Origin of the sequence: Aeromonas rivipollensis (assembly GCF_010974825.1) — a bacterium.
Lineage (GTDB): Bacteria > Pseudomonadota > Gammaproteobacteria > Enterobacterales > Aeromonadaceae > Aeromonas > Aeromonas rivipollensis.
Window position 1 is genome coordinate 55,191 of record NZ_JAAILA010000037.1, and the last position, 26,908, is coordinate 82,098.

A 26,908-nucleotide genomic window follows, 5' to 3' on the forward strand; every position below is an offset into this window, starting at 1 on the left:
AAAGGCGGAAAAAAACTGGGCAAGCAACCGCAAGCCCGCGCTCACCGGATCAATGAAGAGATCCGTCTGAAAGAAGTTCGTCTGACTGGTTTGGACGGTGAGGCCATTGGCATCACTACCATTCAGGATGCACTGAACTTGGCCCTTGAAGCCGGAGTGGATCTGGTCGAGATCAGTCCTAACGCTGAGCCGCCCGTTTGCCGAATCATGGATTACGGCAAATTCCTCTACGAAAAGAGCAAGACCACCAAAGAACAGAAGAAAAAGCAGAAAGTCGTCCAGGTAAAGGAAATCAAATTCCGTCCTGGCACTGACGAAGGCGACTATCAGGTAAAACTACGCAACCTGGTTCGCTTTCTGGAAGACGGGGATAAGGCTAAGGTCACCCTGCGCTTCCGTGGTCGTGAAATGGCCCACCAGGATCTTGGTATCAAGGTTCTGGAGCGAGTCAAGAACGATCTGGAAGAGTTGGCCGTAGTCGAGTCGTTCCCGAAAGTCGAAGGCCGTCAAGCTGTGATGGTCCTCGCACCCAAGAAGAAATCTTAAGGCCCACAAGAAATTGACTCATGGGTTCGCCCCATGAGTCGGTTCGCCTTGCGATTTTGTTGTCACTCACAATGCGGAGTATGAAATGCCGAAGATGAAAACCAACCGGGGTGCTGCAAAGCGCTTCAAGAAGACTGGCTCAGGTCGCTTCAAGTGCAAGCATAACCACCTGCGTCACATCCTGACCAAGAAGAGCAGTAAGCGTAAGCGTAAGCTGGGGCCGAAGTTCATGGTTTCTGCTGCCGACCACAAACGTGTTGTCGCTTGTCTGCCGTACGCATAAGGGGGATGTGAAAAATGCCAAGAGTTAAACGTGGTGTGACTGCTCGCGCTCGTCACAAGAAAGTAATGAAAGCCGCCAAGGGTTACTACGGCGCCCGTTCCCGTGTCTACCGCGTAGCGGTACAAGCGGTAACCAAAGCTGGTCAGTATGCCTACCGTGACCGTCGCCAGAAGAAGCGTCAGTTCCGTCAGCTGTGGATTGCGCGTATCAACGCTGCAGCCCGTCAGAACGGTCTGTCCTACAGCCGTCTGATCGACGGTCTGAAAAAGGCTTCTATCGAGATCGATCGCAAGATCCTGTCCGATATCGCCGTTCACGACAAGCTGGCTTTCACCGCCCTGGTTGAAAAGGCCAAAGCAGCTCTGGTTTAATCCGGTTCTGTTATGAAAGATAAAAGGAGGCTCAGGCCTCCTTTTTTGTTGCCCGTTTTTTGCTTTCAGTGTGTTGTGCCGTACAGTGCCATCCGTCTTGGTGGCTGATGCGAAAATGTCTGATATGCCAACAAACCAAGGTCGATCATCAAAAATTGAAGCGGGCAGGGTAGAGCTTGAGACTCGCTTGATATAACAAAATGATTTATAGGGAGAAAAGCCCACCATAACTATGGTCAGCCAAGGGGCTTTTTTTGTATTATTCCCCTCTTGACCTTATTTAGCCTAAAGGCTCCTGTATCGGGAGTGGTGACGAGGAAGACATGCAACAGCTTGAAGAAGTAGTCGGCCAGGCCAAGGCCGAAATTGAGGGCGTAAGCGACATCGCCGCCCTCGACGAAATCCGGGTCAAATATCTGGGTAAAAAGGGCTTTTTCACCGAGCAGATGAAGGGCCTTGGCGCCCTTTCGCCTGAGGAGCGTCCCGCCGCAGGCGCCGTGATCAACCAGGCCAAGCAGCTGGTTCAGGATGCCTTAAACGCGCGTCGTGAAGCCCTCGAAGTTGCCGTGCTGAACCAGAAGCTGGCCGCCGAGACCATCGACATCAGCCTGCCGGGTCGTCGCATCGAGAACGGTGGCCTGCACCCGGTGACCCGCACCATTGAACGCATCGAGCGCCTGTTTGGCGAGATGGGTTTCAAGGTAGAGCGCGGTCCCGAGATTGAAGATGGCTTCCACAACTTCGATGCGCTGAACATTCCGGCTCATCACCCGGCGCGTACCGATCACGATACCTTCTACTTCAATCCCGATCTGATGCTGCGTACCCACACCTCAGGTGTGCAGATCCGCACCATGCAGCAGCAACAGCCGCCAATTCGCATTATTGCGCCGGGCCGCGTCTATCGTAACGACTACGACATGACCCACACCCCGATGTTCCATCAGGTCGAAGGTCTGCTGGTGGACGAGCATGCCAGCTTTACCGAGCTGAAGGGCATACTGCACGACTTCCTGCGCAACTACTTCGAGGAAGACTTAACCATTCGCTTCCGTCCTTCCTACTTCCCGTTCACCGAGCCGAGCGCCGAAGTGGACGTCATGGGCAAGAACGGCAAGTGGCTGGAAGTGCTGGGCTGCGGCATGGTGCACCCGAACGTGCTGCGTTCGGTCGGCATAGATCCGGAAAAATACTCCGGTTTTGCCTTCGGCATGGGCGTTGAGCGCCTGACCATGCTGCGCTACGGGGTCAATGACCTGCGTGCCTTCTTCGAAAACGATCTGCGCTTCCTCAAGCAGTTCAAGTAAGGGCGAGAGAACATGAAATTCAGTAAATCCTGGGTGATGGAGTGGGTCCGCACCGAGTTGAGTGACAACGCACTGGCCGAGCAGATCACCATGGCCGGCCTGGAAGTGGACGCCGTGGAAGCGGTGGCTGGCCAGTTCAACAATGTGGTGGTGGGTGAAGTGGTCGAGTGTGCCCAGCATCCGGACGCCGACAAGCTGCGGGTGACCAAGGTCAACGTGGGCGAAAGCGATCTGCTGGACATCGTCTGCGGCGCGCCGAACTGCCGCACCGGCCTGAAAGTCTGCGTGGCCAAGGTGGGGGCGACCCTGCCGGGTGATTTCACCATCAAGAAAGCCAAGCTGCGTGGCCAGCCGTCTCACGGCATGCTCTGCTCCTTCAGCGAGCTGGGTATCGAGGTGGAAGCGGACGGCATCATAGAGCTGCCACTTGATGCCCCCATCGGCACCGACATTCGCGACTACCTCAATCTGAACGACGTCGCCATCGACGTGGATCTGACTCCGAACCGTGCCGATTGCCTGGGTATCGCAGGGCTTGCCCGCGAGATTGGCGTGCTCAACAGCGTGGACGTGGTCGAGCCGAGCTGGACCCCTGCTGTCGCTACCATAGACGCGACCTTCCCGATCCGGGTGGAGGCGCCAGCCGATTGCCCCCGTTATCTGGGCCGTGTCATCAAAGGGCTGAACCTGCAAGCGCAGAGCCCGCTCTGGATGCAAGAGAAGCTGCGCCGTGGCGGCATTCGCTCCATCGACGCCATCGTCGACATCACCAACTTCCTGCTGCTGGAATACGGTCAGCCGATGCACGCCTTCGATCTGGCCAAGCTGGAAGGGGAACTGGTGGTGCGCCGCGCCAAGAGCGATGAGCCCATGACCCTGCTGGACGGTACCGAGGTGAAGCTCAAAGACAACACCCTGGTGATTGCCGATACACAAGGCCCTGCCTGCATGGCCGGCATCTTCGGCGGCGATCGCACCGGTGTGTCCGAGACCACCACCGATATCCTGCTGGAGTGCGCCTTCTTCGCGCCGCTCTCCATCACTGGCCGGGCCCGTGCCTACGGTCTGCACACCGACTCTTCCCACCGCTTCGAGCGCGGGGTCGATCCCGAGCTGCAAGCCAAGGTGATGGACAGAGCCACCCGCCTGCTGCTGGATATCTGCGGCGGTGAAGCGGGTCCGGTCATCGAAGTCAAATCCGATGCCCATCTGCCCAAGGCTGCTCCCATCAAACTGCGCCGTGCCAAGCTCGACAAGGTGATCGGCATCAGCGTGGCCGACGCCCAGGTGCTCGAGATCCTGACTCGCCTCGGCATGCAGGTGACTGTGGATGCCGACGGTTGGACCGCACTGGCCCCCTCCTGGCGTTTCGACATCGCCATCGAGGAAGACCTCATCGAGGAAGTGGCCCGTATCTACGGCTACAACAAGATCCCGAACCTGAAACCCGCCGCTTCTCTGGCGATGGTTGAGCAGGCAGAAGGGCAGGTGACCCTGAAGCGGGTGCGTGACCTGCTGGTCGACCGCGGTTTCCAGGAAGCGATCACCTACAGCTTCGTGGATCCCAAGGCCCAGCAGACCCTGTTCCCCCAGAGCGATGCCATAGTGCTGCCGAACCCCATCTCGGTCGAGATGTCCGCCATGCGCGTGTCGCTCTTCCCGGGTCTGGTGCAGGCGGTGGTCTACAACCAGAACCGCCAGCAGGGCCGTGTGCGTCTGTTCGAGCAGGGCCTGCGTTTCATCAAGGACGCGAGCGCCGAGAACGGCATCCGTCAGGAGCCCATGCTGGCCGGCATCATCACCGGCAACCAGAGCGACGAGCACTGGGACGTCAAGAGCCGTGGCAGCGACTTCTTTGATTTGAAAGGGGATCTGGAAGCAGTGCTGGATCTCACCGCCGAAGGGGCTACTTTCAGCTTCGAGCGCACCGAGCACAGCGCCCTGCATCCTGGTCAGAGTGCCGCCATACTGCGCAATGGCGCCGTCATCGGCCACATTGGCGTGATCCACCCGAGCCTCGAGAAGAAGCTGGGTCTCAAGAGCCGTGCCGTGATGTTCGAGCTGGAACTGGACAAGCTGACCCCTGCCAAGGTGCCGGTTGCAGCCGAAGTTTCCCGCTTCCCGGCCAATCGCCGTGACATCGCCGTGGTGGTCGACGTTGCGGTTCTGGCCGGTGATGTCCTGGCAGTAATTAAAAAAGTTGGCGGAAATCAGTTAGTTGGAATAAACTTGTTCGACGTATACCAGGGTGCTGGTATGGCAGAGGACAAGAAGAGCCTGGCCATCAGTCTAGTGTTGCAAGACACCCAGCGCACCCTGGAGGAGAAAGAGATTGCCGAGACCGTAGACAATGTCGTGCGGGCCCTTGGTGAAGAGTTGAATGCATCCTTGAGGGATTGATCTATGGCGCTTACCAAAGCCGACATTGCAGAGCACCTGTTCACCCAGCTCGGGATGAGCAAGCGTGAAGCCAAAGACATGGTGGAAGCCTTCTTTGAGGAAATCAGACAGGCGCTCGAGCGCGGTGAACAAGTCAAGATTTCAGGCTTCGGTAACTTTGATCTTCGTGAGAAGAACCAGCGTCCCGGACGTAACCCCAAGACGGGCGAGGATATTCCCATCAGCGCCCGTCGCGTGGTGACCTTCCGGCCTGGCCAGAAGCTCAAGGCCAGGGTAGAAAATGTTGAACCCAATGAGTAAAGAAAAGCCAGGCAACCGCCTGGCTTTTGCGTTTCGATGATAAAGACCCTCTTCCTGTTTGGTGCGCTGCTGGCCTTGCCGCTGCGTGCCGCCACGCTTCCCCTGTCAGCCGAGACCCAGGCCTATGCCGATACGCTCACCGGGCTGACTTTCTGCTACCCGGCCCTGCAGCGTCCGCCCTATCTGGAAGCGCAGGGGGGCCTGCTCATCGATCAGATGAAACGACTGGCCCTGCAACTGCCGGTGCCGCTGCGTTTCGAAAAACTGCCCAACTGGGCGGCGACCCTGCAGGGTTTGCAGCGCGGGCAGTGCGATCTCATCCCCCATGTGGGCCCAACCCGGGAGACCATGCCCGGCACGGCCTTGAGCCGTGCCATGCTGGAGGCGGAGTCCGCCATCCTCTATCGGGGGGAGCTCGAGCAGGCGACCTTCCTGGTCTCGCCCATCTGGCAGGCAGAGGAGACCCTGCAGCGGCTCTATCCCCACTCGTCCCAGCTGCTCCTGACCGATGCGGAAAACTGGTACGGGGCCCTGGTGGCGGGCAGGGGCAGCGCCTACCTCGGTGACTATCTGCAACTGCGTTACCTGATGCGGGAATTCCCGGACGAGGGGCTTCGCCTGCGGCGGATGCGCAGCGACGATCTGGTGATCAGCTACCGGTTGATGATGGACGACAAGCCGCAGTTGCAGGAGCTGATAGACACGGCGATCCGCTTCCTGCCGCCGGGCAGCCTCTATCGGGATCTGGGGCGCTATCTGCCCCAGAGCGAGCAGGACATCAACCCCTTGCACTTCACCGACAAGGAGCAGGCCTGGCTGGTCGGCAGCGCGCGCACCATCAAGCTGGTGGCGGATCCCGGCTTCATGCCCTACAGCGGCGTCAACCAGCAGGGTGAGCTCATCGGCTGGAGCGGCGATGTGCTGCGGGAGGTGAGCCGCCAGACAGGGCTGAATTTCGAACTGATCCCCGTTGCCAGCAAGGAGGAGGCGCTGGCCAGGCTGCGCAGCGGGGAGGCCGCCATGATGGCCGGTCTGCTGGAGTCGCCGGCACTGCACGAGGAGTTCGAGTTCACCCGTGCGGTGGCAACCAGTCGCTATGCCCTGGTCAGCCGCAAGGGGGGGGCTTATCACGCCCTTGCCGAGGTCAAGGGCAAGGTGGTCGTGCCCCGTATGCTCTACGACCCCAGCCTGCTGGCCCGGTTCGGGCCACACGACTGGGGGGTGACCGACAACCTGCTGCAAGGGCTGGCGGCGGTGCAGAGCGGTGAGGCCGATGCCATGCTGGCCGAGCTCTATCAACTGCAATATCCGCTGCGCAACAACCAGCTGAGCGAGCTGAGCATCACCGAGCTGCCTGAGGTGTTTGGCCTCGGCTTTGCCATCAGGCGGGATCAGCCAAGGCTCGCCGGGGTGCTGGAGCAGAGCCTGACGACAATCAACGATCGCCAGGTGAGCGAACTGGTCCAGCGTTGGCGACGCCTCGTCCTGAACCAGCAAGAGGGGGTCAGTTACGGCTTCTGGCTTGGCTCCATTTTGCTGGCACTCCTGATCAGCGCGGGGGTGATCTGGTCAATCTGGCGCTCCCGCCAGCAGCTGGCCCAGGAGGCGCGTGAGCGCCAGAAGGCGGAGCAGGCGCTGGCGCTGGAGAGCAAGTTCAGGGAGTCCCTGTTCCAGTCGCTGCCCGTGCCCGTGTTCTTGCGCAATGACAAGGGGGAGGTGATCAAGCGCAACAAGCGTGCCAAACGGATGGAGGCACGCTACGCCACCGATCTCGTGCTGCCGTCCCCGCAGCTGCAAGGGGCTGAGGGGGAGATAGCCCTGCGGGATCAGGTCTACTCCTATGCCCAGATCCCGCTGCGCCTGGGGCCCCAGGCCCCGGCCGGGGATCTCATCGCCCTGTCAGACATCAGCGCCCTGCGTGAGCGCACCCGCTTGCTGCGCCAGGCGGAGCGACGCTTGCGGGCCCTCACCAATACGGTGCCCGGGGTAGTGCTGCAGTTTACCCTGCAAGGCGGCACCATCACCCGGGTGGAGTTCGTCAGCCGCGGCAGCCATGAGCTGCTGGGGCTGGCGAGCCAGCAGATCCGCCTCAATCCCAACGAGACCCTCACCCGCATCTCGCACCAGGACAGGCGGGAGATGCGTGCCCCCATGCTGACCATGTTGCAGGCCGGGCGCCCCTTCTCCCATCTGCTGCGCTACCAGCATCCGACCAAGGGCTCGCGCTGGCTGCAGTTCTCCGGCAGGGGGCGCCGTCAGGGGGAGGGGTGGCGCGTCTTTGGAGTGGTGCAGGATGTGACCAACCGGGTCGAGCAGGAGCACTCCCTGCAACTCTCCCACGAGCAGGCCCAGCAGGCCGTGCTCGCCAAGGGGCGCTTCCTCGCCGCCGTGAGCCACGAGATCCGCACCCCCATGAACGCCATCCTGGGGTTGCTGGAGTGGCTGGATCAGACCGAACTCTCCGCGGAGCAGACCTCGGTGCTGGCGCACGTCAGGCAGGCGGGCAACGAGTTGCTCGGGCTGCTCAACGACGTGCTCGATTTCAGCCGCAACGAGAACCGCCAGCTGCGGCTCACCCTGCAGCCGACCGATCTGGTGGAGCTGTGCGAGCATGTGGCGGCGGTGCACTGGTCCAAGGCGCGCTCCAAACACCTGCAGATGCGCCTCAACCTGGATCCGGCACTGCCTGCCCTGATGGCGCTCGATCCCCACAGGGTGCAGCAGGTGCTGCACAACCTGCTCTCCAACGCCATCAAGTTCAGCGAGCAGGGCGAGGTGGTGCTCTGGGCCCGCCGGCATGGGGACTGGGTCTGGTGCGGGGTGGACGATCAGGGGCCCGGCATCAGTGCCGAGCTGCTGCCTCGGCTGTTCCAGCCCTTCGAGCAAGGGGAGGAGCTGGGTCAGCTCAGGGCCCAGGGTACCGGCTTGGGGCTGGCCATCTGTCGCCAGCTGATGGAGCAGATGGGAGGGGAGATCCGGGTCGAGCCGGTGGCCACTGGCGGCAGCCGCTTCATCTGCGCATGGCCCCTCAAAGAGACGCAGGAGAAGGCGCCCTGGCAGCCAAGGTTCAAACAGATTTCCCTGCAGCTTCCCCCCGAGGAGCTGGCGTACGTGCGGGCCTGGCTCGCCGAGTTTGGCGTGACCGAGGAGGCGACGGCGCCCGGCCTTTCCGCCACCCAGGATGAACAGGGACTGCGTGCCTGGTCCTGGCAGGGGGAGCCCTGGATCCCGGGCGCCGTGGTGAGCCTGCTGCAACCCAGGCTGGTTCAGGGGAGCGGGGAGGTCGCGGATCTGCCGGGGGCCGGCATGCGGGTCCTCCTGGTGGAAGATCACGAGGTGAACCGGGTGCTGATCAGCATGCAGCTGAGTCAGCTGGGCGCCCGGGTGCTGAGCGCCGCCAATGGCCGCCTGGCCCTCGAGATCCTGGGGCGGGAATCTGTCGATCTGGTGCTGACCGACCTGCAGATGCCGGTGATGGACGGTGCCGAGCTCTGCAAGCAGTTGCGGGCCTCGGCGCGCTGGCAGCAGTTGCCCGTCTATGTGATCACCGCCGATCTCAGCGAGCAGGCGGCCCAGCGTCTGGCCGACTGCGGCTGCCAGGGCCATTTGGACAAGCCCGTCCTGCTGAAGGAGCTGGCCATCTTGCTGCGCACCGTCTCCGGTCGCAGCAGTGCGCCCCTGGTGGAGACTTCGGTCAAGGCCAGCCCCATGACGACACTGCTCAACCCGGCGCTCATCAACCTCTATCTGGTGTCGGCTCGTCAGGATCTGGCCGACATTGAGGGGTGCGTCACGGCAGGGAATGAAGGTGCCCTCAATACGGCTTTACACAAGATGAAGGGGGCCGCCAAAATGGTGGGGGCCGCCGCCCTGGTACAGGTGATCGAGCGCTGGCAGCGCGACCCTGGGCACCCCTTGGTGGAAGAATTGCAGCAGGCCGTGGAAGACGTCTGCTGGCAACTGGGCGAGAGAGCATGAGATGATCATCACAGATGAAGAGTTGTTGGCCTTGCTGGAGTCAGATGTCAGCCAGGAGCCCGTATTTCACCCCGTCAGCGTCTATGCCCTGGACGCCGTCTCCCATCAGGCGGCAAAGGAGGCGGGCCTGCCGGCCTATGCCAGCCTGCACCGTACCCGGCCGGACGCGAGCTGGCAGTGGGAGGGATTGTTCGCCGCCGGGGCCATCGCCCTGTTCGATCCCGCCTCCCACGGGGGGGCCGACTATCTGCCCCATCTGCAGACCCCGGGGGTGGGGATCTACCGCCTGACGGATCCCTGGCTTGAGGGGTTGCAGGCGCGGGAGCAGGGGTGGCGGGACTGGCTAGCCCGGCTCCAGATCCTGTTGCTCGAGGATCACCCCTTCCAGGGAGCCTGCATCCAGCAGGAGATCCAGATGCTGGGACTTCCCTGCCACTGGGTGCAGGATGGCGACGGCTGCCTGCAGGCGCTGGAAGAGGGGGGCGTGGGGCTGCTGATCTGCGATCTCAGCCTGGCGGAACAGGATGCCATCAGTCTCCTGATGAGCCATCCCCAGTACCGTCACAGCGGCCTGCCCATCATACTGCTGTCCGCCCACGATCAGACCCTGATCGACGGCGCCAGACGCCTGCTGCACGACGCCGGCTTCAACGTGCTGGCTGCCCTGGCCAAGCCGCTGCAGAGCGACGATCTGTTGCGCCTGCTCAAGGCGCTCTACCTGGGGCCGCAGCGCCAGCGCAGGCTGGGTGGCCTGAAACGCACCATTCGCAGCTGGCAGGGAGGGGCGCGGGGTCAGCTTGGCCTGCAGGCGGATGCGGCATCCAGCCCCCTGCCAATCTGGCTGGCCGTGAGCAGCCTGCCCCCTCACTGGGAGCCCCTCAAGGCATGGCTGGAGCAGCATGGCAGGCAGGCGAGCGAGCTGACCCTGGTCATCCATCGGCGGGACAACTTGCTGAACCAGGCGGATCGCTTCGCCCTGGTGCTGCAGGCGAGTCTTGCCGGGGCCAGGCTGGCTCTGCTGTTGGACAATGCCCAGCACCTGCCTTTCGATCAGCTGGAGCGGCTGCCGATCCAGAGCCTGCTGCTGGGGCAGCATCTGCTGCCGGAGCTGGAGGCCATGGCCGCCGACTCTTTGCTCGCCCGCTTCATCCAGCGTGCTCGCGAGCTCGGCATGGCCCTCTATCTCGACGATCCCTTCAACCTGCAGGATCCCGCCCAGTGGCAGGAGCTCGGCATGGCGGGGCGCTGGTAGCCCGTGCCGCGCTACCTTTGCTGGCCTCCCGACGAGGCGCGTCTGCAACGGGCACTGGCGGGCTGGGTACACCCCGGCTCGCGGGCCTCTCTGCCCCTGATGATGGAGGTGGGCGGCATTCCCTGCCGACTGCAGGAGCTGGCAGGATCCGATCCCGAGCGGCTGAAGGCGGCCTACGAGGCGCTGAGCGAGCAGAGTGTCTACCTGCGCTTCATGCGCGCCAAGCAGCCTGCCACCGCCGATCAGCTCGCCTTCTTTCTCGACTACCCCAGAGCGCCCCAGATAGGGCTGCTGCTCACCGACGAACAAGGGGCACCGCTGGCCATGGCTCAGTCCATCCGGCGGCGTCTGCACCCGGACAGGGCGGAGTTCTCCTGCATAGTCGCGGATCATTTTCAGCATAGGGGGGCCGGGCGCCGCATCCTGCTGGCGCTGGCATTGCTGGCGCACGGGGAGGGGATCCGCGAGTGGACCGCCGAGGTGCTCGGCCAGAATCGTCCCATGCTGGCCCTGCTGAAGGGGCTGGGGTTGCCGCTGACCCTGGTGACGGGGCGGGAGATGGTCTTTGTCAGGCTGGACTTGAGCATACTGGGCACCCTGGTGCCCCGGCATTCCTAAGACCAAGGGCGAATGTGCCGGGCCAGCCGGCTGTGCTAAGGTCAGCCTGTGATCCGTTGGAGGAAGTCAACCATGGTGCAGTCAGCCAAACATATCGTGATCCTCACAGGTGCCGGCATCTCGGCCGAATCCGGTATCAAGACCTTCAGGGCCTGCGACGGTCTGTGGGAGGAGCACAGGGTGGAAGACGTGGCCACTCCGGAGGGCTACGCCCGGGATCCCGAACTGGTTCAGCGCTTTTACAACGCGCGGCGCCATCAGTTGCAACGCGCCGAGATCCACCCCAATCCTGCCCACTATGCCCTGGCGCGCCTCGAGCGCTTGTTGCCGGGGCGAGTGACCCTGGTCACCCAGAACATCGACAACCTGCACGAAAGTGCAGGCAGCAAACACCTCATCCACATGCACGGCGAGCTGCTCAAGGCGCGCTGCCCGGGCTCGGGACAGGTGATCGAGTGGCGCGGGGATCTCCACCAGCACGAGCTCTGCTCCTGCTGCCAGTTGCCGCAGCCGTTGCGGCCTCATGTGGTCTGGTTTGGCGAGATGCCCCTCGGACTGGATCGCATCTACTCGGCCCTGGCGCAATGCGATCTCTTCATCTCCATAGGTACCTCGGGGGCCGTCTATCCCGCGGCGGGGTTCGTCCATGAGGCGGGCCTCAATGGTGCGCACACAGTCGAACTCAACCTGGAGCCAAGCGAAGTGGGTAGCCAGTTTGACGAGAAGCGCTATGGCCCGGCCTCCTTGCTGGTGCCCGCCTTCGTGGACGAATTGCTGCAAAGCTGCGGGGTGCATCAGCCCAAGCAGATCGACGGTCATAACTGGATGGAGATGCGTGGGCCATAACTATTGAGTAACAACATAGTTGCATTGACTCAATGAAGCCGCCAAACTGACCCGTAAAATAGAAGATGCAGCTGGCGCAAGGGATATGGACATTTTCAAGCATGGAATCGCGTTTCTTCTGCTGGTGCTGACGGCGTTCGGCACTCAGGCAACCGCTTCTTCACCACTGTTGCACTTGATCCTGCCAGACAAGCGGGAGATCCCCCTGGATGAGGCGGCGCTGGCCGCCTTGCCACAGACCGAGTTCGAGACCGAGACTCCCTGGACCGCCGGGGCTCATCGTTATCGTGGCCCGACCCTGAAGGCGATGCTGGCGGCGCAGGGGCTCAAGGATGTCACTAATGTCAGGGTGACTGGCCTCAATGGCTATCAGCAGCAGTTCGACCTCTCCCCGTTTGCCCAGGTGCCGCTGACCCTGGTGCGCTATCAGGATGACAAGCCGCTGACCCGTCGCAACAAGGGACCCGTCTGGCTGCTGATGCCCTTCTCTGAATACCCTGAGTTCGATGTCTCCCCCATTCACAGCTTCATGGTGTGGCAGTTGGTGCGCATCGAGGTCATCCCGTGACTCGTCGCCACCGTCATAACCTGCTGCTGGCGGCCATCTCTCTGCTGTTTCTGTTCTCCTCCGTCTGGGGGCTGCTGCTGCAGAGTCGGCATGAGCAGCTGGTCGATATCTTCTATCGCAACACCCACTGGAACATCAGCCAGGTCATGCTGGAGTCACAGCGCTTCCTCTATGGCTTGCGCCTCTATCGGGCGGGGGGCCTCGAGATGGAAGCCCTGAGCCTGGATTACGATCTGCTGTGGAATCGACTGGATGTGTTCCTGATCAGCAGCGAGACCGCAGATGCCCGCGCCCGCCATGGCCTGGGGACTGTGCTGGCCGGGTTGTTTGACGAGATCAAGGCGCTCGAGCCCCAGATACAGGCTGGTGCGCTGCAGGAGGGGGAGGCCCTCGATCGTTCCCAGGCCCGGATTGCCGAGCTGACCCGCCAGGTGGAGCAGATAGGGGATCAAATCCTCTCTGGACAGGAGCGGGAAGCCTCGCTCAATCAGCTGCGCCAGAGCCTGTTCTGGATCCAGATCTGGCAACTGATCCTGCTGGTGATGGGGGGCATGCTGGTGTTTGCCCTGATCCGCACCAATCTGCAGAATCGCCGTCTCTCCCTGCTCGACCCCATGACCCGACTCGGCAATCGCCGAGCCTTGCAGGGCCAGCTCAGGCAATCCCTGCAGCGTGGCCGTGTCCAGGCCCTGGTGGTGCTGGATCTGAAGCGGTTCAAGCAGGTCAATGATCTGCTCGGCTACCAGGTCGGGGATCGCCTGCTGCAGGCGGTGGCCGCAAGGCTGCGGCAAGCCTATCCAGGTCGGGCCTACCGGCTGGGGGGAGATGAATTTGCCGTGGTCCTGGCCGGCGAGCAGCCCGGCCTCGAAGCCGAGATGGAGGCCATGGTGAGCCTGCTGCAGTTCGAGTTCGTGACCCGGGAGAGCAGCTTCGATCTGGCCTGCCGCTTCGGGGTGGCCAGGGCCATTGAGGGAGAGGATGCGGATCAGTTGCTGGAGCAGGCCATATTGGCGCTGAACCAGGCCAAGCGGGACAACGCGACCCTGATCTGGTACCAGCCGGCGATGAAGGCCTCCCTGAGCATGGGCCAGCGCCAGCTGCACCAGTTGCGGGAGTGGCTGGCCGGGGCGGCGCCCTCGCCGCTGGAGACCATCTCAGAGACCCTGGAGGACGAGCGGGGGCAGCAGGTGCTGGGCATCAGCCTGCGCTGGCGGGTGGGGCAGCAGGTGTGCGACATGGACTGGATGCAGGAGCGCGGTATCCTGGGCCCTGTGGTGGCGCGGCTGCTGACGGACGCCGAACAGCGGCTGCCGCTGCTCTTGGTGCTCCATCAGCAGTCCCAGCTGGCCCATGTGCTGGCCTATCTGCCGCCCCTGGGAGAGCGGACGCTGATCCTGGCGCTGCCGACCCTGACAGAGGATGCATTGCTGTTGGAGAAACTGAGCCAGCGCGGCTGCGTGCTGGCATTGCGTGAGCTGGGCAGTCGGGTCCCAGTACTCTTGCGAGCAGGCTGGCCGGTGCGCTACTGGTTGCCCGATCCCTCGGATCACGATGCCTTGCTGCAGCCCCTGGCGCAGCAACTGGGGCTGCTGCGGCTGGGCCCTCCGGCAGATGAGCAGGAAGGGGAGATAAGAAGACAGGGGGAGCCCCGTTGACCTGGTAGTGACGGTTCGAGAATGACAAGGGCGGCCTCGGCCGCCCTTGTCATTGTGCGAAAATCAATGCTGCTGGGGGTCGGTGGAGGGCGACAAGGGGGCGCAGGAGTCTCTGATCACCAGGTCAGGGTCCACGGTGATCATACGGTTATCAATTTGGTCGCCATTGATCCGTGCCAGTAGCCGGGTGACGGCGAGGCGACCCAGCTCCTCCTTGGGTTGATTGATGGTGGTCAGCGGCGGGGACATATACTGGGCCAGTGCCACGTTGTCATAGCCGACGAGGGAGAGATCCCGCGGGATCTGAAGCCCGGCGCGATGGGCGGAGCTGATGACCCCCATGGCCATCATGTCGTTGCACACAAACAGGGCGCTGGGGCGTGCAGGCAGGGCAAGCAGCCGCTCCATGGCGCTGAAACCACTGGCGCAATCGAAATCCCCCTCCTGGATCCAGCCTGGATTGACGGTGAGCCCCGCCTCCTGCATCGCCTGCTCGAAGCCCGCCAGGCGCTGGTTGGCGGGGGCGCGGCTGTGGGGCCCTGTGATGCAGCCGATATCGGTGTGGCCCAGCGCCAGCAGATGACGGGTCGCCAGATAGCCGCCGCGATGGGAGTTGTCGGCGATGAGATCCACCTCCTTGCTCTCCATGCCCCAGTCCATCACCACCACAGGCAGGCTCTTGAGCCAGTCTAGCTGGTTGAACACCTCCTGCTGCCCCTCGCTGCACATGATCAGCAGGCCATCCACTCGTTTTCTGAGCATCATCTTGAGGTAGGAGAGGGCGGTTTCGGCCTGCCCCTCTGTGTTGCCCAGCATCAGGTTGTAACCCTGCTCGAAGCAGTAGCGTTCCACCCCGCGCACCACCTCGGCGAAGAAGGGGTTGCTGGAGGTGGTGACCAGCATGCCGATGCTGTTGGTCTCCTTCACCTTGAGGCTGCGGGCTACCAGGCTGGGGGCGTAGTTGAGATCGCGCATGGCACTGAAGACCCGCTCCCGGGTCTCTTCTGCGACGAAACGGGTCTCGTTGATGACGTGGGAGACAGTGGTGGTGGAGACCCCCGCCCGCGCCGCCACTTCCTTGATGTTGGCCATCAGTGCCCCTGCGCCGCTTGGGACTGGAGGAAGGTGTCGACCTCCTGCTTGCCCGGGATCGAGCTCTGGGCCCCGAAGCGGGTCACCGAAAGCGCCGCCGCCCCGTGGGCGAAGCGCACAGCGGCCTTGAAATCGGCACCGGCCAGCTCGGCGGCCAGCAGGGCGCCGTTGAAGGTGTCGCCTGCGGCCGTGGTGTCCACCGCCTCGACCCGGAAGCCCGGAATGAGCGCCTGCTGCTGGCCGTTGCTGCAATAGACCCCCTGGGACCCTAGGGTGATCATCACATCCGCAATCCCCATCTGGTGGAAACGGGCCGCCGCCTCTGCCGCGCTCGCCTCGCCCGTCACCTTGACACCGGTCAGCAGCTCGGCCTCGGTCTGGTTGGGGGTGATGAGATCCACCAACGCCAGCAGATCGGCCGAGAGTGGCTGGGCGGGCGCCGGGTTGAGCACCACCCGGGTGCCGTGGGATCTAGCCAGCTTGGCGGCTTCAAACACGCTTTCAAGCGGCACTTCCAGCTGCAGCAGCAGGGTGTGGGCGCCCGCGATCATGGCCTCATGGCGCTTGACCATGGCGATGTCGAGGGCGCCGTTGGCTTCGGTGGAGAGGCCTATGCTGTTCTCCCCCTCGTCGCTCACATAGATGATGGCGATGCCGGTGGGGAGCTTGTCGTCGAGTTCGACGGCGCTCACGTCAATGCCGTCGTTGGCAAAACCCGTTTTCATCTGACGGCCGATGGCGTCATCGCCGATGCGGGCGATAAAGGAGACGGCGGCCCCGAGGCGGGCGGCGGCCACCGCCTGGTTGGCCCCCTTGCCACCGGGGACCACCTGGTAACTGTGACCGGTCAGGGTTTCACCGGGACGGGGAAAGTGGGGGACGCGCAGCACATGATCCGCATTGACGCTGCCGAGAACTACGAGACGATTCATATCGATCACCCTTGATTGAGAACATCTTGGCTTGAGTGAGCCCAAGCCGGGAGGCTCTGCCTGCGCACAGGAGACAAAGGGGGAGGCGAACCTCCCCCGTCCTGCTTACTTGCTGACGATTTGCAGCGGTACCGGGATGGATTTCTCCACCGGCTGGCCCTTGAGCACCTTGTCGGCGGTTTCCACGCCGATGGCACCGATCAGTGCCGGCTGCTGAGCTACTGTGGCGGCCAGTTTACCCTTGGCTACCGCCGCCTTGCCATCGTCGGTGCCGTCGAAGCCGACTATCATCACCTCTTTGCCGGCCGCCTGCACGGCGCGGATGGCACCCAGCGCCATCTCGTCGTTCTGGGCGAACACCGCCTGCACGGTCGGGTGGGCCGCCAGCAGGTTCTCCATGACGTTCAGACCCTTGGTGCGGTCAAAGTCGGCCGGCTGGGAAGCCAGCACCTGCAACTTGTTGGCGGCAACGGCCAGAGCAAACCCTTCGCCACGGTCACGGGCGGCGGAGGTACCGGCTATCCCTTCGAGCTGGATCACCTTGGTGCCTGCCCCCAGCTTCTCGGTGATGAAGTCACCGGCCAGCTTGCCACCGGCCACGTTGTCGGAGGCGATGTGGGCCTTGACCTCACCCTGGGCCGCGCCGCGGTCCAGGGTCAGCACCGGGATATTGGCCTTGTTGGCCAGGCGGATGGCGTTGCCCACGGCTTCGGAGTCTGTGGGGTTGATCAGGATGGCATTGATCTTGCGCACGGTGAGATCTTCCACGTTGGAGAGCTCCTTGGCCGGGTCATTCTGGGAGTCCAGCACCACCAACTCGTAACCAAGCTCCTTGGCCTTGGCTTCGGCCCCCTCCTTCATGGTGACGAAGAAGGGGTTGTTGAGGGTGGAGACCACCATGGCCAGCGTCTGATCGGCGGCCTGGGCGGTACCCAGCACGGACATGATGGCGGCAGCGAGCAGGGTATTGAGCTTTTTCATCATTTCATTCCTTGTGTGTGCATGGCTTACGTTATTAACGATTGCTTTTGTTATCGATCATCACGGCGAGCAAAATGACGCTGGCCTTGGCGATCATCTGGTAATAGGACGAGACGTCGAGCAGGTTGAGGGCGTTGTTGAGGAAGCCGATGATGAGGGCCCCGATGAGGGTCCCCATGATGCGGCCCTTGCCCCCCATCAGACTGGTGCCACCCAGCACCACGGCGGCGATGGCATCCAGCTCGTACCCCATGCCGGCGGTCGGCTGGGCCGACGAGAGGCGGGAGGTGACGATGAGCCCGGCCAGGGCCGACAGCATGCCGCACAGGCCGTAGACTGCGAGCTTGACCCGGGCCACGTTGATGCCGGAGAGGCGGGTGGCCGACTCGTTGCCGCCCAGGGCATAGATGTAACGGCCGAGGCGCGTGTGGTTGAGCAGGTACCAGGCCAGCAGGAAGACGATGGCCATCAGCCAGATGGGCACCGGCAGACCGAACAGGTAGCCGGTCCCCAGCCAGGCGAAGTGATCGGCGCCGTCGCTGAAGCCGGTGGAGATGGGACGTCCCTCGGTGTAGACCATGGTGACGCCGCGCAGGGCCGTCATGGTCACCAGGGTGGCGATGAAGGCCTGCACCTTGCCCTTGGCGATGATGAGGCCGCTGACGCCGCCGAGCAGGGCACCGGCACCCAGGGTGAGGGGCACCACCAGCCAGATCGGCAGCTCCATGGCCACCATGGTCGCCGCCAGGGCGCCGCACAGGGCCAGCACGGAGCCGACCGACAGATCGATGCCGGCGGTGAGGATGACCAGCGTCATGCCGACCGCCATGATGGCGTTGACCGAGGTCTGGCGCAGTATGTTGAGCAGGTTGTCGGCGGTGAAGAAGTTCGGGCTCAGGAAGGAGACCACGCCGATCAGCACCAGCAGCGCCACCAGGGATTTGTTCTCGATCCACCAGGCCTTGCTCATGACGCCACGGCGGGGAAGGGTTTGGGTTGTCATTGTGCTGCCTCTTGCTCTGCTTGCCACTGTTTGCCGACTGCCGCCGCCATCAGTTTCTCCTGATTGGCCTCGCGGGTGTTGAACTCTGCGCTGATGCGCCCTTCGTGCATCACCAGGATGCGATCACTCATGCCGAGCACTTCCGGCATCTCGGAGGAGACCAGGATGATGCTCATCCCCTCCTTCTTGAACTGGTTGATGAGCTGGTAGATCTCCTTCTTGGCCCCCACGTCGACGCCCCGGGTAGGCTCGTCCAGGATCAGCACCTTGGGCCTTGTCAGCAGCCCCTTGGCGATGGCCACCTTCTGCTGGTTGCCACCTGAGAGCAGCTTTATCAGCTGATCCTGACTCGGGGTCTTTATGTTGAACAGGCGCACATAGTCGCTCACCGCCTGGCGCTCGGCCTTGCCGTCAATCTTGCCGTGACTGATGAACTCGCCGAGGGCGCAGAGGCTCATGTTTTCACGCACCGACAGCTCCAGCACCAGGCCATCTCCCTTGCGATCCTCGGAGATATAGGCGATGCCGGCGGCCAATCCGTCGGCCGGGGTGCGCGGTACCAGCACCTTGCCATCGACCTCGACAGCGCCACTGCTGATGGGGCTGGCGCCATAGATGAGCTTCATCAGCTCGGTACGGCCAGAGCCCATCAGGCCGCTGAAGCCGAGGATCTCCCCCTGGCGCAGGGAGAAGCTCACCCCGCGCACGCCGGGACCGGCCAGATCTTTCACCTGCAGGCTGACGGGGCCGAGCTCGCGCACAAGGCGCGGGTATTGCTCCTCCAGCCGGCGGCCCACCATCATCTCGATGATCCTGTCTTCGTCCAGCTCGCTCACCGCCTGCTCGCCGATCCACTTGCCGTCCCGCAGCACGGTGACGCTGTCGCAGATCTGGAAGATCTCCTTGAGACGGTGGGAGATGTAGACGATGCCGCAGCCCTGCTGGCGCAGCTCGCGGATGACCACGAACAGCTGCTCCGTCTCTGTGTCGGTCAGGGCATCTGTGGGCTCGTCCATGATGATGACGCTGGCATCGAACGACAGCGCCTTGGCGATCTCCACCATCTGCTGCTCGCCAATCGACAGATCCCCGAGCCGGGTGTCCGGTCCGTGCTTGACGCCGAGACGGGCCAGCAGGGTGCTTGCCCGCTCACGCAACTGTTTGTGATCTATGTTGCCAAAGCGGGTGCGCGGCTCGCGGCCGAGGAAGATGTTGGCGGCAATCGACAACTCCGGCAGCAGGTTCAGCTCCTGGTGGATGATGCTGATCCCCTGATCCTGGGAGTCGCGCGGGCCCTTGAAGTGGACCGGCTGGCCGCGGTAGCTGATAGTGCCCGCATCGGCCTGATAGATGCCGGTCAGCACCTTCATCAGGGTGGATTTGCCGGCGCCATTTTCACCGAGCAGGGCCATCACCTGGCCCGGATAGACTCGCAGACCTGCTTCGTCGAGGGCGCGCACACCGGGGAAGGTCTTGACGATCCCGGTGAGCTCGAGAATGGGTGAGGGGGAGGAGGTTGTGCTCATTTGCAGCTTCCTTGAAGAGGCTTAAAACGCCACACCGGCGCAGAGAATAATGTTGGCGTAGGGAGTCACCTCGCCGCTGCGTACCACAGCCTTGCTCTGGCGGGAGCGGGTCTTGAACGCCTCGTGCAGGCAGTATTCGATGGTGATGGGCTTGCCCTGGGCCAAGGCGTGGGCCTCTAGCTGCGCAACCAGTGTCTGATGGGCATCCGGGCTGATCAATTTTATTTCGCTTGCCATGATCACCTTCTCCACCACCAGATCGGTGAGCAGGGCGGTCAGCACGGTTTCAAGGCTGGGAGTCCCCGCCATCAGCGCCAGATCGATGCGCTCCGGACCTGCCGCAATGGGCAGGCCCGCATCGCAGACGGTGATCTCGTCGGTGTGGCCCATCTGTGCCACCAGGGCACTCAGGGGAGCATTGAGCAGCTTGCCTCGTTTCATACAACACCTCGGCGGCATGGGGACCGCATGTCGATATTTATCTGGGCAACCGGTTACGCAACCGGTTGCGTCGTTGAGGCGAAAGATAGGCGCTAACCGTTAACGGGTCTAGGAACAGATGACGAAAATGTGAAAACGATCTCAGTGATCCGGCCGTCGGAGGGAAAAACGGGTGCCAGAAGAGCACCCGTACCACGGAAAGAAGGGGTCAGAGGAGGAGGGCTTGCTGCACGGCGGGGCGCGCCAGCATGCGCCTGGTATGGGCCGCCACCTTGGGAAACTCGTCGATGGCGACCCCGTCGCTCGCAAGCCAGCTGGCCACCACGAACAGGTAGATGTCGGCCAGACTGAAATGCTCCCCCAGCACCCAGGGGCCGGCCAGATAGTGGTGCTCTATCTCGGCAAAACCCTCGCGCATGTTCTGGGGCATCCTGGCCTTCATGGCGGCGATGGCGTGCTCGTCATCGGCCCAGCGGCTGCCGCGGCGGCCATGGGCATGGGAGACGTGCACCGTCGAGGCGAGGAAGCTGTGCACCTCCTGCATCCTGGCCAGCAGGAAGGGGTCGTCCAGGGGGGCGAGCCCGGCATCGGGGAAACGCTGGGCCACGTAGAGCAGCAGGGCCGGGGTTTCGGTCAGCACGCCGCGCTCCGTCACCAGGGCCGGCACCCGCCCCTTGGGGTTGATGGCAAGGTAGGCGGGGGTGCGTTGCTCCCCGGCGGCGAGATCGAGGCGCTTGATCTGGTGCGGGGCACCGGCTTCCACCAGGGCGATGCGCACCGCCATGGCACAGGTACCGGGGGCGAGATAGAGCGTCAGTTCGGACATTGCAGCTTTCCTTGTGTGGGTGATCCGGGATGAAGTGCGCGAGTCTGTCGAGTCTTGGCCATCCATCCTACGCCCATGGCGGGCCAGGGCCAAGCCAGGCGACCGGGGCACAAACAGAGGGCAGGGTAACAGCGCGCTTGTCAGTGAAATCAATGGCTTTCTGAACGGAAGATAACAGGAAAAACGACTACGCATGCCCGGTCAAACCGCTATAATGTGCCACCTTGGAACAGTCGCTTTTGAATGTTGGATAGTCAATTGAGTAATAGAATGCGGATCGGTGGAACCCTCGAACAGTCCCTCAGCCAGGGATACCGTCTGGACCTGCAAGGGGTGTTGAAAGAGGCCTGGCAACAGACCCGCCGCACCGGTTTCGGTCTGACGCTGGCCATCGCCGGGGTCATGGCAATCTGGATCCTGCTGAGCAACACCCTGCTGGCCCCCTATGTCAGCCAGGAAGGGGGTGACATGGACATGGCTCTGATATTGAGCCTGCTTATCACCGTCATCATGTCTCCCATGACCTCTTCCCTCGACATGTTGGGGTTGCAGCAGTCGGTGGGCGTACGGGCTCGCCCGAACCAGGTGTTCGACTTCTTCCGTCACTTCCTGCGTCTGGGCTCCCTGAGCCTGCTGGGCAGCCTGATCACCAGCCTGTTCGGCCCTCTGTTTGAAATGCTGGGCCTGCCGGTAATGCTGGCCTTCATTCCCTCAGCCCTGGTGGGCATGGGGCTGGTGTTCACCGTGCCCCTGGTGCTGGAGCGCGGCCTGTCGCCGGCCCAGGCCATCCTGGTCTCCCTCAAGCTGTTCGCCCGCGGCTGGCCCAGCATAGTGCTGCTGCATGGCGTCATGCTGGCGCTGTTTTTCCTGGCCATCATCCCCATGGGCATAGGCCTTATCTGGGTGGCCCCCCTCTATTTCAACCTCAAGGGGATCCTCTATCGGGATCTGTGCGGGGTTGCCGTGGAGGTGACCGAAGTGGCGGACAATGCCGCCACCGGGCAAGGGCCTGATCATTTCAACGCGTGATGCAAAAGGATGGCATATGAAGCTGGTTCGACATGGCATGGCGGCAAGTCTGCTGATAGTGCCGGTGCTGTGCGTGGCGGCGCCCTCGCTGGATCTGCAATACAGCACCTTCTACAGCCAGATGAAGACCTTTGCCAAGGGCGAGTTTGGTGATGCCAGGCTGGGGTTTTATCTGACCGATCCGCAAAGTGGCCAGCGCTGCGGGCTCTCCTCGGCCCGGGTTTCGACCCTGGACAGGGACGTTGCCGCCGAGGTGACCATAGACAGCGAGCTGCGCCTGCCCTATGACGACGATCTCAATCTCGACAAGGCAACCGTGGTGGTGGAGCTGACCGAACCACACGCCGCCTGCGACATGTCGGTGCAGGTGATGGCCGATGCGCCCCCTGCATCGGATGGTCAGGGGTTCAGGGTGAGCGAGGTGGTGGCACGCCAGCAGGAGATGCAGTCGCTGCTGGACAAGCTGGCCGGCATGGTCGGCAAGCACTTCCTGCCGGACATGGCGGGGATACGGGTGACCCTGGTGCAGCCGAGCGGCACAGCCTACCTCATCGACGGTGCCCGTCAGCAGCCTCTCCCCTGGCTGGATGGCCAGCTGCTGCTTCGCAACGAACAGCTCGCAGACTTCGCGGCGGGCAAGTTGCAGCTTGAGGGAGATATACTGCGACTGACTCCCTGGTTGCACAAGGGCTGAAGACGCCTCGAGCCAGACAGATAAAGAAAAGGAGCGCATGGCGCTCCTTTTTCGTGGTTGTTGGCAGGGCGCTCAGCGCACCTCTATCACATCCAGCACGTCCATCTCATCGATGTTGAGCAGGGGCGCGGTCGGCAGCTCGGGGGGATCGAATGCCTTGTCGCCGCCGTCGATGATGCCGGAGTCGCGGTTGATGCTCTTGAAGTCAAACAGCTTGTGATCCAGCAGGTGGCTCGGGATCACGTCCTGAATGGCGGTAAACATGGTCTCTATCCGGCCCGGGAAGCGGCGATCCCAGTCCTGCATCATCTGCTTGATGGCCTTGCGCTGCAGGTTCTCCTGGGAGCCGCAGAGGTTGCACGGGATGATGGGGAAGGCCTTGACCTCCGCATAGCGCACCAGATCCTTCTCCTTGCAGTAGGCCAGGGGACGGATCACCACGTTCTTGCCATCGTCGCTCACCAGCTTGGGGGGCATGGACTTGAGCTTGCCGCCGTAGAACATGTTGAGGAACAGGGTCTCGAGGATGTCATCCCTGTGGTGGCCGAGGGCAATCTTGGTGCAGCCCAGCTCCTGGGCGGTGCGGTAGAGAATGCCGCGGCGCAGGCGGGAGCAGAGGGCGCAGGTGGTCTTGCCTTCCGGTACCTTGTCCTTGACGATGGAGTAGGTGTCTTCCTCGACTATCTTGAAGTCGACGCCGAGGGCGGCCAGGTATTCCGGCAGCACGTGCTCGGGGAAGCCGGGTTGCTTCTGATCCAGGTTGACGGCCACGAGATCGAAATGGATGGGGGCGCTGGCCTTCAGGCTCATCAGGATGTCGAGCATGGCGAAGCTGTCTTTGCCGCCAGACAGGCACACCATGATCTTGTCACCCTCTTCAATCATGTTGAAGTCGGCGATGGCCTGACCCACGTTGCGCCGCAGGCGTTTCTGCAGCTTGTTGAAACTGTATTTCTCTTTGGCGTTAAGCTCTTCTAGCATGGCCTCAAACCCGGGACAAAAATAAGCGGCTTATTATAGCCATGTCCCGGGGGAGGGCAAGAAACGCTTATGCAGGATGACGCCTGTCATCCACGGGGCAGCTGTAATCATCGGGTTTGAGGATCAGGATGTCGCAGTTGAGCCTGTCCACCACATGTTCAGCCGTGTTGCCGAGCAGGGCGGCGGAGAGACCGGTGCGACCGACGCAACCCATGATCATCAGGGTGGACTTGAGTTCGTCCGCCATGTCAGGCAACACTTCCTCCGGCAACCCTTCCGCCACCTTGGTCCACATGTGATTGATGCCGAATTGATCGGCATGCTCTCGCAGCAGGTCCTCGTGATGCTTGCGGATGGCGTCGTTGTAGGCGTTGGGGTCGAACTCGGGCAGCTCGATGGCAACATTCACCGGCGTGCCGGGGTAGGTGTTGACCAGATAGAGGTTGGAGCCAAGCAGATCGGCGATGGCGACGCCCTCGCGGGTGATGCGCTCATTGAGGACTTTTTGCTCCAGATCGTCGCTCGAGCAGTTGATGGCGGCAATGATGTTGCCGCCCCGCTGCCAATGACCCTCCTTGACCAGCAGGACGGGGCAGGGGCATTTGCGCAGCAGGTGCCAGTCGGTCGGGGTGAAGATGAAGGTTTGCAGGAAGGAGTGCTTGTGGGTCGCCTTGACCACCAGATCGTGGCGATGCTCCAGCACTTCCTGGATGACGCACTCAAAGGGGCGGTTGTGCCACAGCACCTTGATCTCGCACTCCAGCCCTCTGGCGCGATAGGGTTGCAGTATCTCGTCCAGCCACTCCCGGCGCTGGGCAATGACGCCGTGGCGCATCTCTTCCCGCTCATCCACGGACAGCATGGCGGTCATCTCGTACGAGAAGTCGTAAATCGTCAGGAGCAGGGTCAGCTGGGCGCCCTCGTCCAGCTCGGCGACCTTGACCGCGCGTTCGAGCGCGATCTGGCGCTCCTCTTCCGGGTTGATCACCACCAGAATGTTTCGGTACTTGACCATGTTCTCCTCCTTGGCAAAAACGCCAATGATGGCAACTCTTTAGCCATTACAGCTTAGTCCAAGGGGGGAGACGGGAAGGTGTGCCGGATCAAATTTCAGGGTGAACCGATCCGGCAACAGAGGGGAAAGGGGGTGATCAGCCGCAGGCTGGGCGAGTGGCACCGGCCATGACGCCGAGGGCCACGTGATCCAGCACTGTAATGTATTTGCCCTTGACGCTGATGAGGCCGGACTTCTGGAAACGACCGAGCAGACGGCTGATGGTCTCGACGGTGAGACCGAGGTAGTTGCCGATGTCACCCCGGGTCATGGAGAGACGGAACTCCTTGGCGGAGAAGCCGCGCTCGGAGAAGCGTACCGAGAGGTTGTGCAGGAAGGCCGCGAGGCGCTCTTCCGCATTCTTCTTGGAGAGCAGCAGTATCATCTCCTGATCTCCCATGATCTCGTTGCTCATCAGACGCATGATCTGCTGGCGCAGCTTGGGCATCTTGCCGGAGAGATCGTCGAGTACATCGAACGGGATCTCGCACACCATGGCGGTTTCCAGCGCCTGGGCGAAGGAGGGGTGTGCCTGTTTGTGGATGGCATCGAAACCGACCAGATCCCCCGCGAGGTGGAAGGCGGTGATCTGCTCGTCACCCTGTTCGGTGATGGTGTATGACTTGATGGTCCCGGAGCGGATGGCGTAGAGCGACTTCAGTTCATCGCCGGCCTTGAACAATTCCTCACCCTTCTGGATCGGCTTTTTGCGCTCGATGATGCTGTCCAGCTGATCGAGCTCACTGTCGTTCAGGGTGAAGGGAATGCAGAGCTGACTGATGCTGCAATCCTGGCAATGAATTGCACAGCCACCGCTCTGAATACGTCTGCCAGGTTTCTTGTCCGGGATCATAGGCTCATATGAATAATTGATTTATATCAAACAAGTTTACCACCAACTCATCCGTTTTGGATAGGGTTTCAAAAGGATGCCAGCCCGATCCAGAGGGTATGCAGGCCATAGGCAATGAGCAGCAGGGCACCGCCGAGGCGCAGGCTGCGCAGGGTCAACCAGTAGCGCAATCTGTCCGCCAGCCCCCCCAGGGCGAACAGTGTCGGCAGGGTGCCCAGACCAAAGCTCAGCATGATAAGTGCGCCACCACCGGCGGAGCCTGCCGCCGCGCTCCAGGTCAGCATGGAGTAGACCAGACCGCAGGGCAGCCAGCCCCACACCATGCCAAAGGGAAGCGCCTGCCAGGCCGAGGTGAAGGGGATGAACTTGCCGGCCAGCGGCTTGATGAGAGGCCAGAGCTTGGCACCGAGCCGCTCCAGCAGCAGTATCCCCTGCCACCAGCCAGCGAGATAGAGGCCCAGCGCTATCATCAGCAGGGCCGCAACGAGGCGTAAGCCGGCGATAGCGTGTTTACCTGCCCCGAGCTCGCTGGTGGTGGCCAGCAATCCGCCCACCAGGGCGCCAGCCAGCACATAGCTCAGGATCCGCCCCAGGTTGTAGTTGAGCAGGTAACCGAGTCGCCCCCAGAAGTGCTGTTTCCCGGCGGGGATGGCCATGGAGAGGGCGGCGGAGACGCCACCGCACATGGCGATGCAGTGGCCTGAGCCTGCCAGTCCCACCAGCAGGGCGCCCATCAGATCAAGACTGCTTGTCATCGCTCGGCTGATCCTTGCCCTTGGTGGCGGGTTGCTCCTCGTCAAACAGTATGTTGGAGCCCTGGCGGTCGAGATCCTCGAACTGCTCCGAGCGAATGGCCCAGAAGAAGACGGCTCCCGCGATGATGACGAACAGGATGGCGATGGGGATCAGGACAAAAATGATGTTCATGGGAGCTACCTTGCATTCATCCGTGGCAATCGACCCCCATGGTAACCCTGTTCGGGCAGGGGGCCAGCCGCTATCAGCGAGAAATGTGGCTTGCATCGGAGGCAGGCCACATTTTCAGCTTTTTCCTGCGCCTGCTCATCGATTGAGGCGCATGGAGTTGGTTACTACTATGAGGGAGCTCAGGGACATACCCGCCGCCGCCAGATAGGGGGGCAGCCAGCCGCTGGCCGCAAGCGGCAATACCAGCAGGTTGTAACCGATGGACCAGGCGAAGTTCTCCTGGATGATCCTGCGGGTGCGCAGCGCCAGGGCGCGGGCAGTCAGCAGGCGGGAGAGATCGTCGGCCAGCAGAATGGCGTCGGCGCTGTTTTTCGCCAGATCCGTGCCGCCCGCCATGGCGAAGGAGGCATGGGCACCGGCCAGCACGGGGGCGTCGTTGATGCCA

At 62.4% G+C, this 26,908-nt stretch carries 26 protein-coding genes and 1 pseudogene; 14 read left to right on the top strand and 13 right to left on the bottom strand.

All coding sequences use genetic code 11. The features are described from left to right. Positions 1 to 15: 15 nt before the first annotated feature. The 12 genes from infC to G4923_RS19495 all read left to right on the top strand — a co-directional run bounded on the left by infC (position 16) and on the right by G4923_RS19495 (position 14,124). Positions 16 to 546 (top strand): translation initiation factor IF-3, encoded by a 531-nt coding sequence (infC, locus tag G4923_RS19440; protein WP_205597183.1) that lies wholly within the window; start codon positions 16 to 18, stop codon positions 544 to 546. A gap of 85 nt (positions 547 to 631) precedes the next feature. Further along, positions 632 to 829 carry a 50S ribosomal protein L35 gene (gene rpmI / locus G4923_RS19445; protein WP_005315535.1) on the top strand — a complete coding sequence of 66 codons (198 nt, stop codon included), beginning with the start codon at positions 632 to 634 and terminating at the stop codon, positions 827 to 829. Positions 830 to 843: 14 nt separating this feature from the next. Then, entirely contained in the window at positions 844 to 1,200 is a 357-nt protein-coding gene (gene rplT / locus G4923_RS19450; protein WP_010674800.1) for a 50S ribosomal protein L20, read from the top strand. 323 nt (positions 1,201 to 1,523) lie between these two features. Next, complete coding sequence (pheS, locus tag G4923_RS19455; protein WP_106886730.1) at positions 1,524 to 2,507, top strand: phenylalanine--tRNA ligase subunit alpha; 984 nt, start codon at positions 1,524 to 1,526, stop codon at positions 2,505 to 2,507. A gap of 12 nt (positions 2,508 to 2,519) precedes the next feature. Next, complete coding sequence (pheT, locus tag G4923_RS19460; protein ID WP_163138041.1) at positions 2,520 to 4,907, top strand: phenylalanine--tRNA ligase subunit beta; 2,388 nt, start codon at positions 2,520 to 2,522, stop codon at positions 4,905 to 4,907. A gap of 3 nt (positions 4,908 to 4,910) precedes the next feature. Beyond that, positions 4,911 to 5,207 (top strand): integration host factor subunit alpha, encoded by a 297-nt coding sequence (ihfA, locus tag G4923_RS19465; RefSeq protein ID WP_005300715.1) that lies wholly within the window; start codon positions 4,911 to 4,913, stop codon positions 5,205 to 5,207. 54 nt (positions 5,208 to 5,261) lie between these two features. Further along, a complete protein-coding gene (locus G4923_RS19470; RefSeq protein ID WP_163138058.1) occupies positions 5,262 to 9,185 on the top strand; it encodes an ATP-binding protein in 3,924 nt (1,307 codons plus the stop codon). A 1-nt stretch (position 9,186) separates the two neighbouring features. After that, positions 9,187 to 10,437, top strand: coding sequence for a response regulator (locus tag G4923_RS19475; protein ID WP_163138042.1), 1,251 nt, complete (start codon positions 9,187 to 9,189; stop codon positions 10,435 to 10,437). Positions 10,438 to 10,440: 3 nt separating this feature from the next. Beyond that, positions 10,441 to 11,055: a GNAT family N-acetyltransferase gene (locus G4923_RS19480; protein ID WP_163138043.1), complete on the top strand. Its 615-nt coding sequence runs from the start codon at positions 10,441 to 10,443 to the stop codon at positions 11,053 to 11,055. A gap of 72 nt (positions 11,056 to 11,127) precedes the next feature. Continuing rightward, entirely contained in the window at positions 11,128 to 11,901 is a 774-nt protein-coding gene (gene cobB, locus G4923_RS19485) for a Sir2 family NAD+-dependent deacetylase (RefSeq protein WP_106886735.1), read from the top strand. An 85-nt stretch (positions 11,902 to 11,986) separates the two neighbouring features. After that, positions 11,987 to 12,469, top strand: a complete 483-nt coding sequence (locus tag G4923_RS19490; protein WP_163138044.1) for a putative pterin-binding protein — start codon at positions 11,987 to 11,989, stop codon at positions 12,467 to 12,469. Further along, positions 12,466 to 14,124, top strand: a complete 1,659-nt coding sequence (locus G4923_RS19495; RefSeq protein ID WP_163138045.1) for a diguanylate cyclase domain-containing protein — start codon at positions 12,466 to 12,468, stop codon at positions 14,122 to 14,124. The genes G4923_RS19490 and G4923_RS19495 overlap by 4 nt, the downstream gene beginning before the upstream one ends. A gap of 63 nt (positions 14,125 to 14,187) precedes the next feature. Here the strand turns inward: G4923_RS19495 and G4923_RS19500 are convergent, their stop codons facing one another. From G4923_RS19500 to G4923_RS19530, 7 genes are all read right to left on the bottom strand, one after another. Further along, positions 14,188 to 15,216, bottom strand: coding sequence for a substrate-binding domain-containing protein (locus tag G4923_RS19500; protein WP_163138046.1), 1,029 nt, complete (start codon positions 15,214 to 15,216; stop codon positions 14,188 to 14,190). Further along, positions 15,216 to 16,148: a ribokinase gene (gene rbsK / locus G4923_RS19505; RefSeq protein ID WP_163138047.1), complete on the bottom strand. Its 933-nt coding sequence runs from the start codon at positions 16,146 to 16,148 to the stop codon at positions 15,216 to 15,218. Before rbsK ends, G4923_RS19500 begins: the two co-directional genes overlap by 1 nt. Positions 16,149 to 16,253: 105 nt before the next feature. Continuing rightward, complete coding sequence (gene rbsB, locus G4923_RS19510) at positions 16,254 to 17,129, bottom strand: ribose ABC transporter substrate-binding protein RbsB (RefSeq protein ID WP_163138048.1); 876 nt, start codon at positions 17,127 to 17,129, stop codon at positions 16,254 to 16,256. A gap of 34 nt (positions 17,130 to 17,163) precedes the next feature. Beyond that, the gene (gene rbsC / locus G4923_RS19515) at positions 17,164 to 18,132 is read right to left on the bottom strand and encodes a ribose ABC transporter permease (protein ID WP_043131801.1); all 969 of its coding nucleotides are present in this window, start codon (positions 18,130 to 18,132) and stop codon (positions 17,164 to 17,166) included. Then, positions 18,129 to 19,658, bottom strand: coding sequence for a ribose ABC transporter ATP-binding protein RbsA (rbsA, locus tag G4923_RS19520; protein WP_163138049.1), 1,530 nt, complete (start codon positions 19,656 to 19,658; stop codon positions 18,129 to 18,131). The genes rbsC and rbsA overlap by 4 nt, the downstream gene beginning before the upstream one ends. A 21-nt stretch (positions 19,659 to 19,679) precedes the next feature. Then, complete coding sequence (rbsD, locus tag G4923_RS19525; RefSeq protein ID WP_163138050.1) at positions 19,680 to 20,099, bottom strand: D-ribose pyranase; 420 nt, start codon at positions 20,097 to 20,099, stop codon at positions 19,680 to 19,682. Between the two features lie 208 nt (positions 20,100 to 20,307). Next, positions 20,308 to 20,925, bottom strand: a complete 618-nt coding sequence (locus G4923_RS19530; RefSeq protein WP_163138051.1) for a glutathione S-transferase family protein — start codon at positions 20,923 to 20,925, stop codon at positions 20,308 to 20,310. Between the two features lie 270 nt (positions 20,926 to 21,195). On the opposite strand from G4923_RS19530, the gene G4923_RS19535 reads away from it, so the two are divergent. Both G4923_RS19535 and G4923_RS19540 read left to right on the top strand, forming a co-directional pair. After that, positions 21,196 to 21,954: a DUF2189 domain-containing protein gene (locus tag G4923_RS19535; RefSeq protein ID WP_163138052.1), complete on the top strand. Its 759-nt coding sequence runs from the start codon at positions 21,196 to 21,198 to the stop codon at positions 21,952 to 21,954. Between the two features lie 16 nt (positions 21,955 to 21,970). Next, positions 21,971 to 22,648: a DUF2987 domain-containing protein gene (locus G4923_RS19540; protein ID WP_163138053.1), complete on the top strand. Its 678-nt coding sequence runs from the start codon at positions 21,971 to 21,973 to the stop codon at positions 22,646 to 22,648. Positions 22,649 to 22,720: 72 nt separating this feature from the next. On the opposite strand, the gene ttcA is transcribed toward G4923_RS19540, so the two are convergent. From ttcA to G4923_RS19570, 6 genes and pseudogenes are all read right to left on the bottom strand, one after another. Further along, entirely contained in the window at positions 22,721 to 23,629 is a 909-nt protein-coding gene (gene ttcA, locus G4923_RS19545; protein ID WP_025327018.1) for a tRNA 2-thiocytidine(32) synthetase TtcA, read from the bottom strand. Between the two features lie 67 nt (positions 23,630 to 23,696). Further along, positions 23,697 to 24,644: a universal stress protein UspE gene (uspE, locus tag G4923_RS19550; protein ID WP_025327017.1), complete on the bottom strand. Its 948-nt coding sequence runs from the start codon at positions 24,642 to 24,644 to the stop codon at positions 23,697 to 23,699. A gap of 136 nt (positions 24,645 to 24,780) precedes the next feature. Further along, entirely contained in the window at positions 24,781 to 25,536 is a 756-nt protein-coding gene (locus tag G4923_RS19555; protein ID WP_025327016.1) for an FNR family transcription factor, read from the bottom strand. 68 nt (positions 25,537 to 25,604) lie between these two features. Beyond that, entirely contained in the window at positions 25,605 to 26,291 is a 687-nt protein-coding gene (locus G4923_RS19560; RefSeq protein WP_163138054.1) for a sulfite exporter TauE/SafE family protein, read from the bottom strand. Then, positions 26,275 to 26,463, bottom strand: coding sequence for a cbb3-type cytochrome oxidase assembly protein CcoS (ccoS, locus tag G4923_RS19565; RefSeq protein WP_139743874.1), 189 nt, complete (start codon positions 26,461 to 26,463; stop codon positions 26,275 to 26,277). The genes G4923_RS19560 and ccoS overlap by 17 nt, the downstream gene beginning before the upstream one ends. Before the next feature lie 135 nt (positions 26,464 to 26,598). Beyond that, positions 26,599 to 26,908, bottom strand: a pseudogene (locus tag G4923_RS19570) (cation-translocating P-type ATPase); the annotation flags it as partial.

Coding starts and splice junctions, on each gene's coding strand:
- G4923_RS19475 (WP_163138042.1), top strand. CDS start 9,187: ATGATCATCACAGATGAAGAGTTGTTGGCCTTGCTGGAGTCAGATGTC.
- cobB (WP_106886735.1), top strand. CDS start 11,128: ATGGTGCAGTCAGCCAAACATATCGTGATCCTCACAGGTGCCGGCATC.
- G4923_RS19530 (WP_163138051.1), bottom strand. CDS start 20,925: ATGTCCGAACTGACGCTCTATCTCGCCCCCGGTACCTGTGCCATGGCG.
- G4923_RS19490 (WP_163138044.1), top strand. CDS start 11,987: ATGGACATTTTCAAGCATGGAATCGCGTTTCTTCTGCTGGTGCTGACG.
- G4923_RS19535 (WP_163138052.1), top strand. CDS start 21,196: ATGCGGATCGGTGGAACCCTCGAACAGTCCCTCAGCCAGGGATACCGT.
- ccoS (WP_139743874.1), bottom strand. CDS start 26,463: ATGAACATCATTTTTGTCCTGATCCCCATCGCCATCCTGTTCGTCATC.
- rplT (WP_010674800.1), top strand. CDS start 844: ATGCCAAGAGTTAAACGTGGTGTGACTGCTCGCGCTCGTCACAAGAAA.
- ihfA (WP_005300715.1), top strand. CDS start 4,911: ATGGCGCTTACCAAAGCCGACATTGCAGAGCACCTGTTCACCCAGCTC.
- G4923_RS19555 (WP_025327016.1), bottom strand. CDS start 25,536: ATGATCCCGGACAAGAAACCTGGCAGACGTATTCAGAGCGGTGGCTGT.
- G4923_RS19540 (WP_163138053.1), top strand. CDS start 21,971: ATGAAGCTGGTTCGACATGGCATGGCGGCAAGTCTGCTGATAGTGCCG.
- rbsK (WP_163138047.1), bottom strand. CDS start 16,148: ATGAATCGTCTCGTAGTTCTCGGCAGCGTCAATGCGGATCATGTGCTG.
- rpmI (WP_005315535.1), top strand. CDS start 632: ATGCCGAAGATGAAAACCAACCGGGGTGCTGCAAAGCGCTTCAAGAAG.
- rbsC (WP_043131801.1), bottom strand. CDS start 18,132: ATGACAACCCAAACCCTTCCCCGCCGTGGCGTCATGAGCAAGGCCTGG.
- rbsA (WP_163138049.1), bottom strand. CDS start 19,658: ATGAGCACAACCTCCTCCCCCTCACCCATTCTCGAGCTCACCGGGATC.
- rbsD (WP_163138050.1), bottom strand. CDS start 20,099: ATGAAACGAGGCAAGCTGCTCAATGCTCCCCTGAGTGCCCTGGTGGCA.
- G4923_RS19500 (WP_163138046.1), bottom strand. CDS start 15,216: ATGGCCAACATCAAGGAAGTGGCGGCGCGGGCGGGGGTCTCCACCACC.
- uspE (WP_025327017.1), bottom strand. CDS start 24,644: ATGGTCAAGTACCGAAACATTCTGGTGGTGATCAACCCGGAAGAGGAG.
- G4923_RS19560 (WP_163138054.1), bottom strand. CDS start 26,291: ATGACAAGCAGTCTTGATCTGATGGGCGCCCTGCTGGTGGGACTGGCA.
- pheS (WP_106886730.1), top strand. CDS start 1,524: ATGCAACAGCTTGAAGAAGTAGTCGGCCAGGCCAAGGCCGAAATTGAG.
- ttcA (WP_025327018.1), bottom strand. CDS start 23,629: ATGCTAGAAGAGCTTAACGCCAAAGAGAAATACAGTTTCAACAAGCTG.
- pheT (WP_163138041.1), top strand. CDS start 2,520: ATGAAATTCAGTAAATCCTGGGTGATGGAGTGGGTCCGCACCGAGTTG.
- rbsB (WP_163138048.1), bottom strand. CDS start 17,129: ATGAAAAAGCTCAATACCCTGCTCGCTGCCGCCATCATGTCCGTGCTG.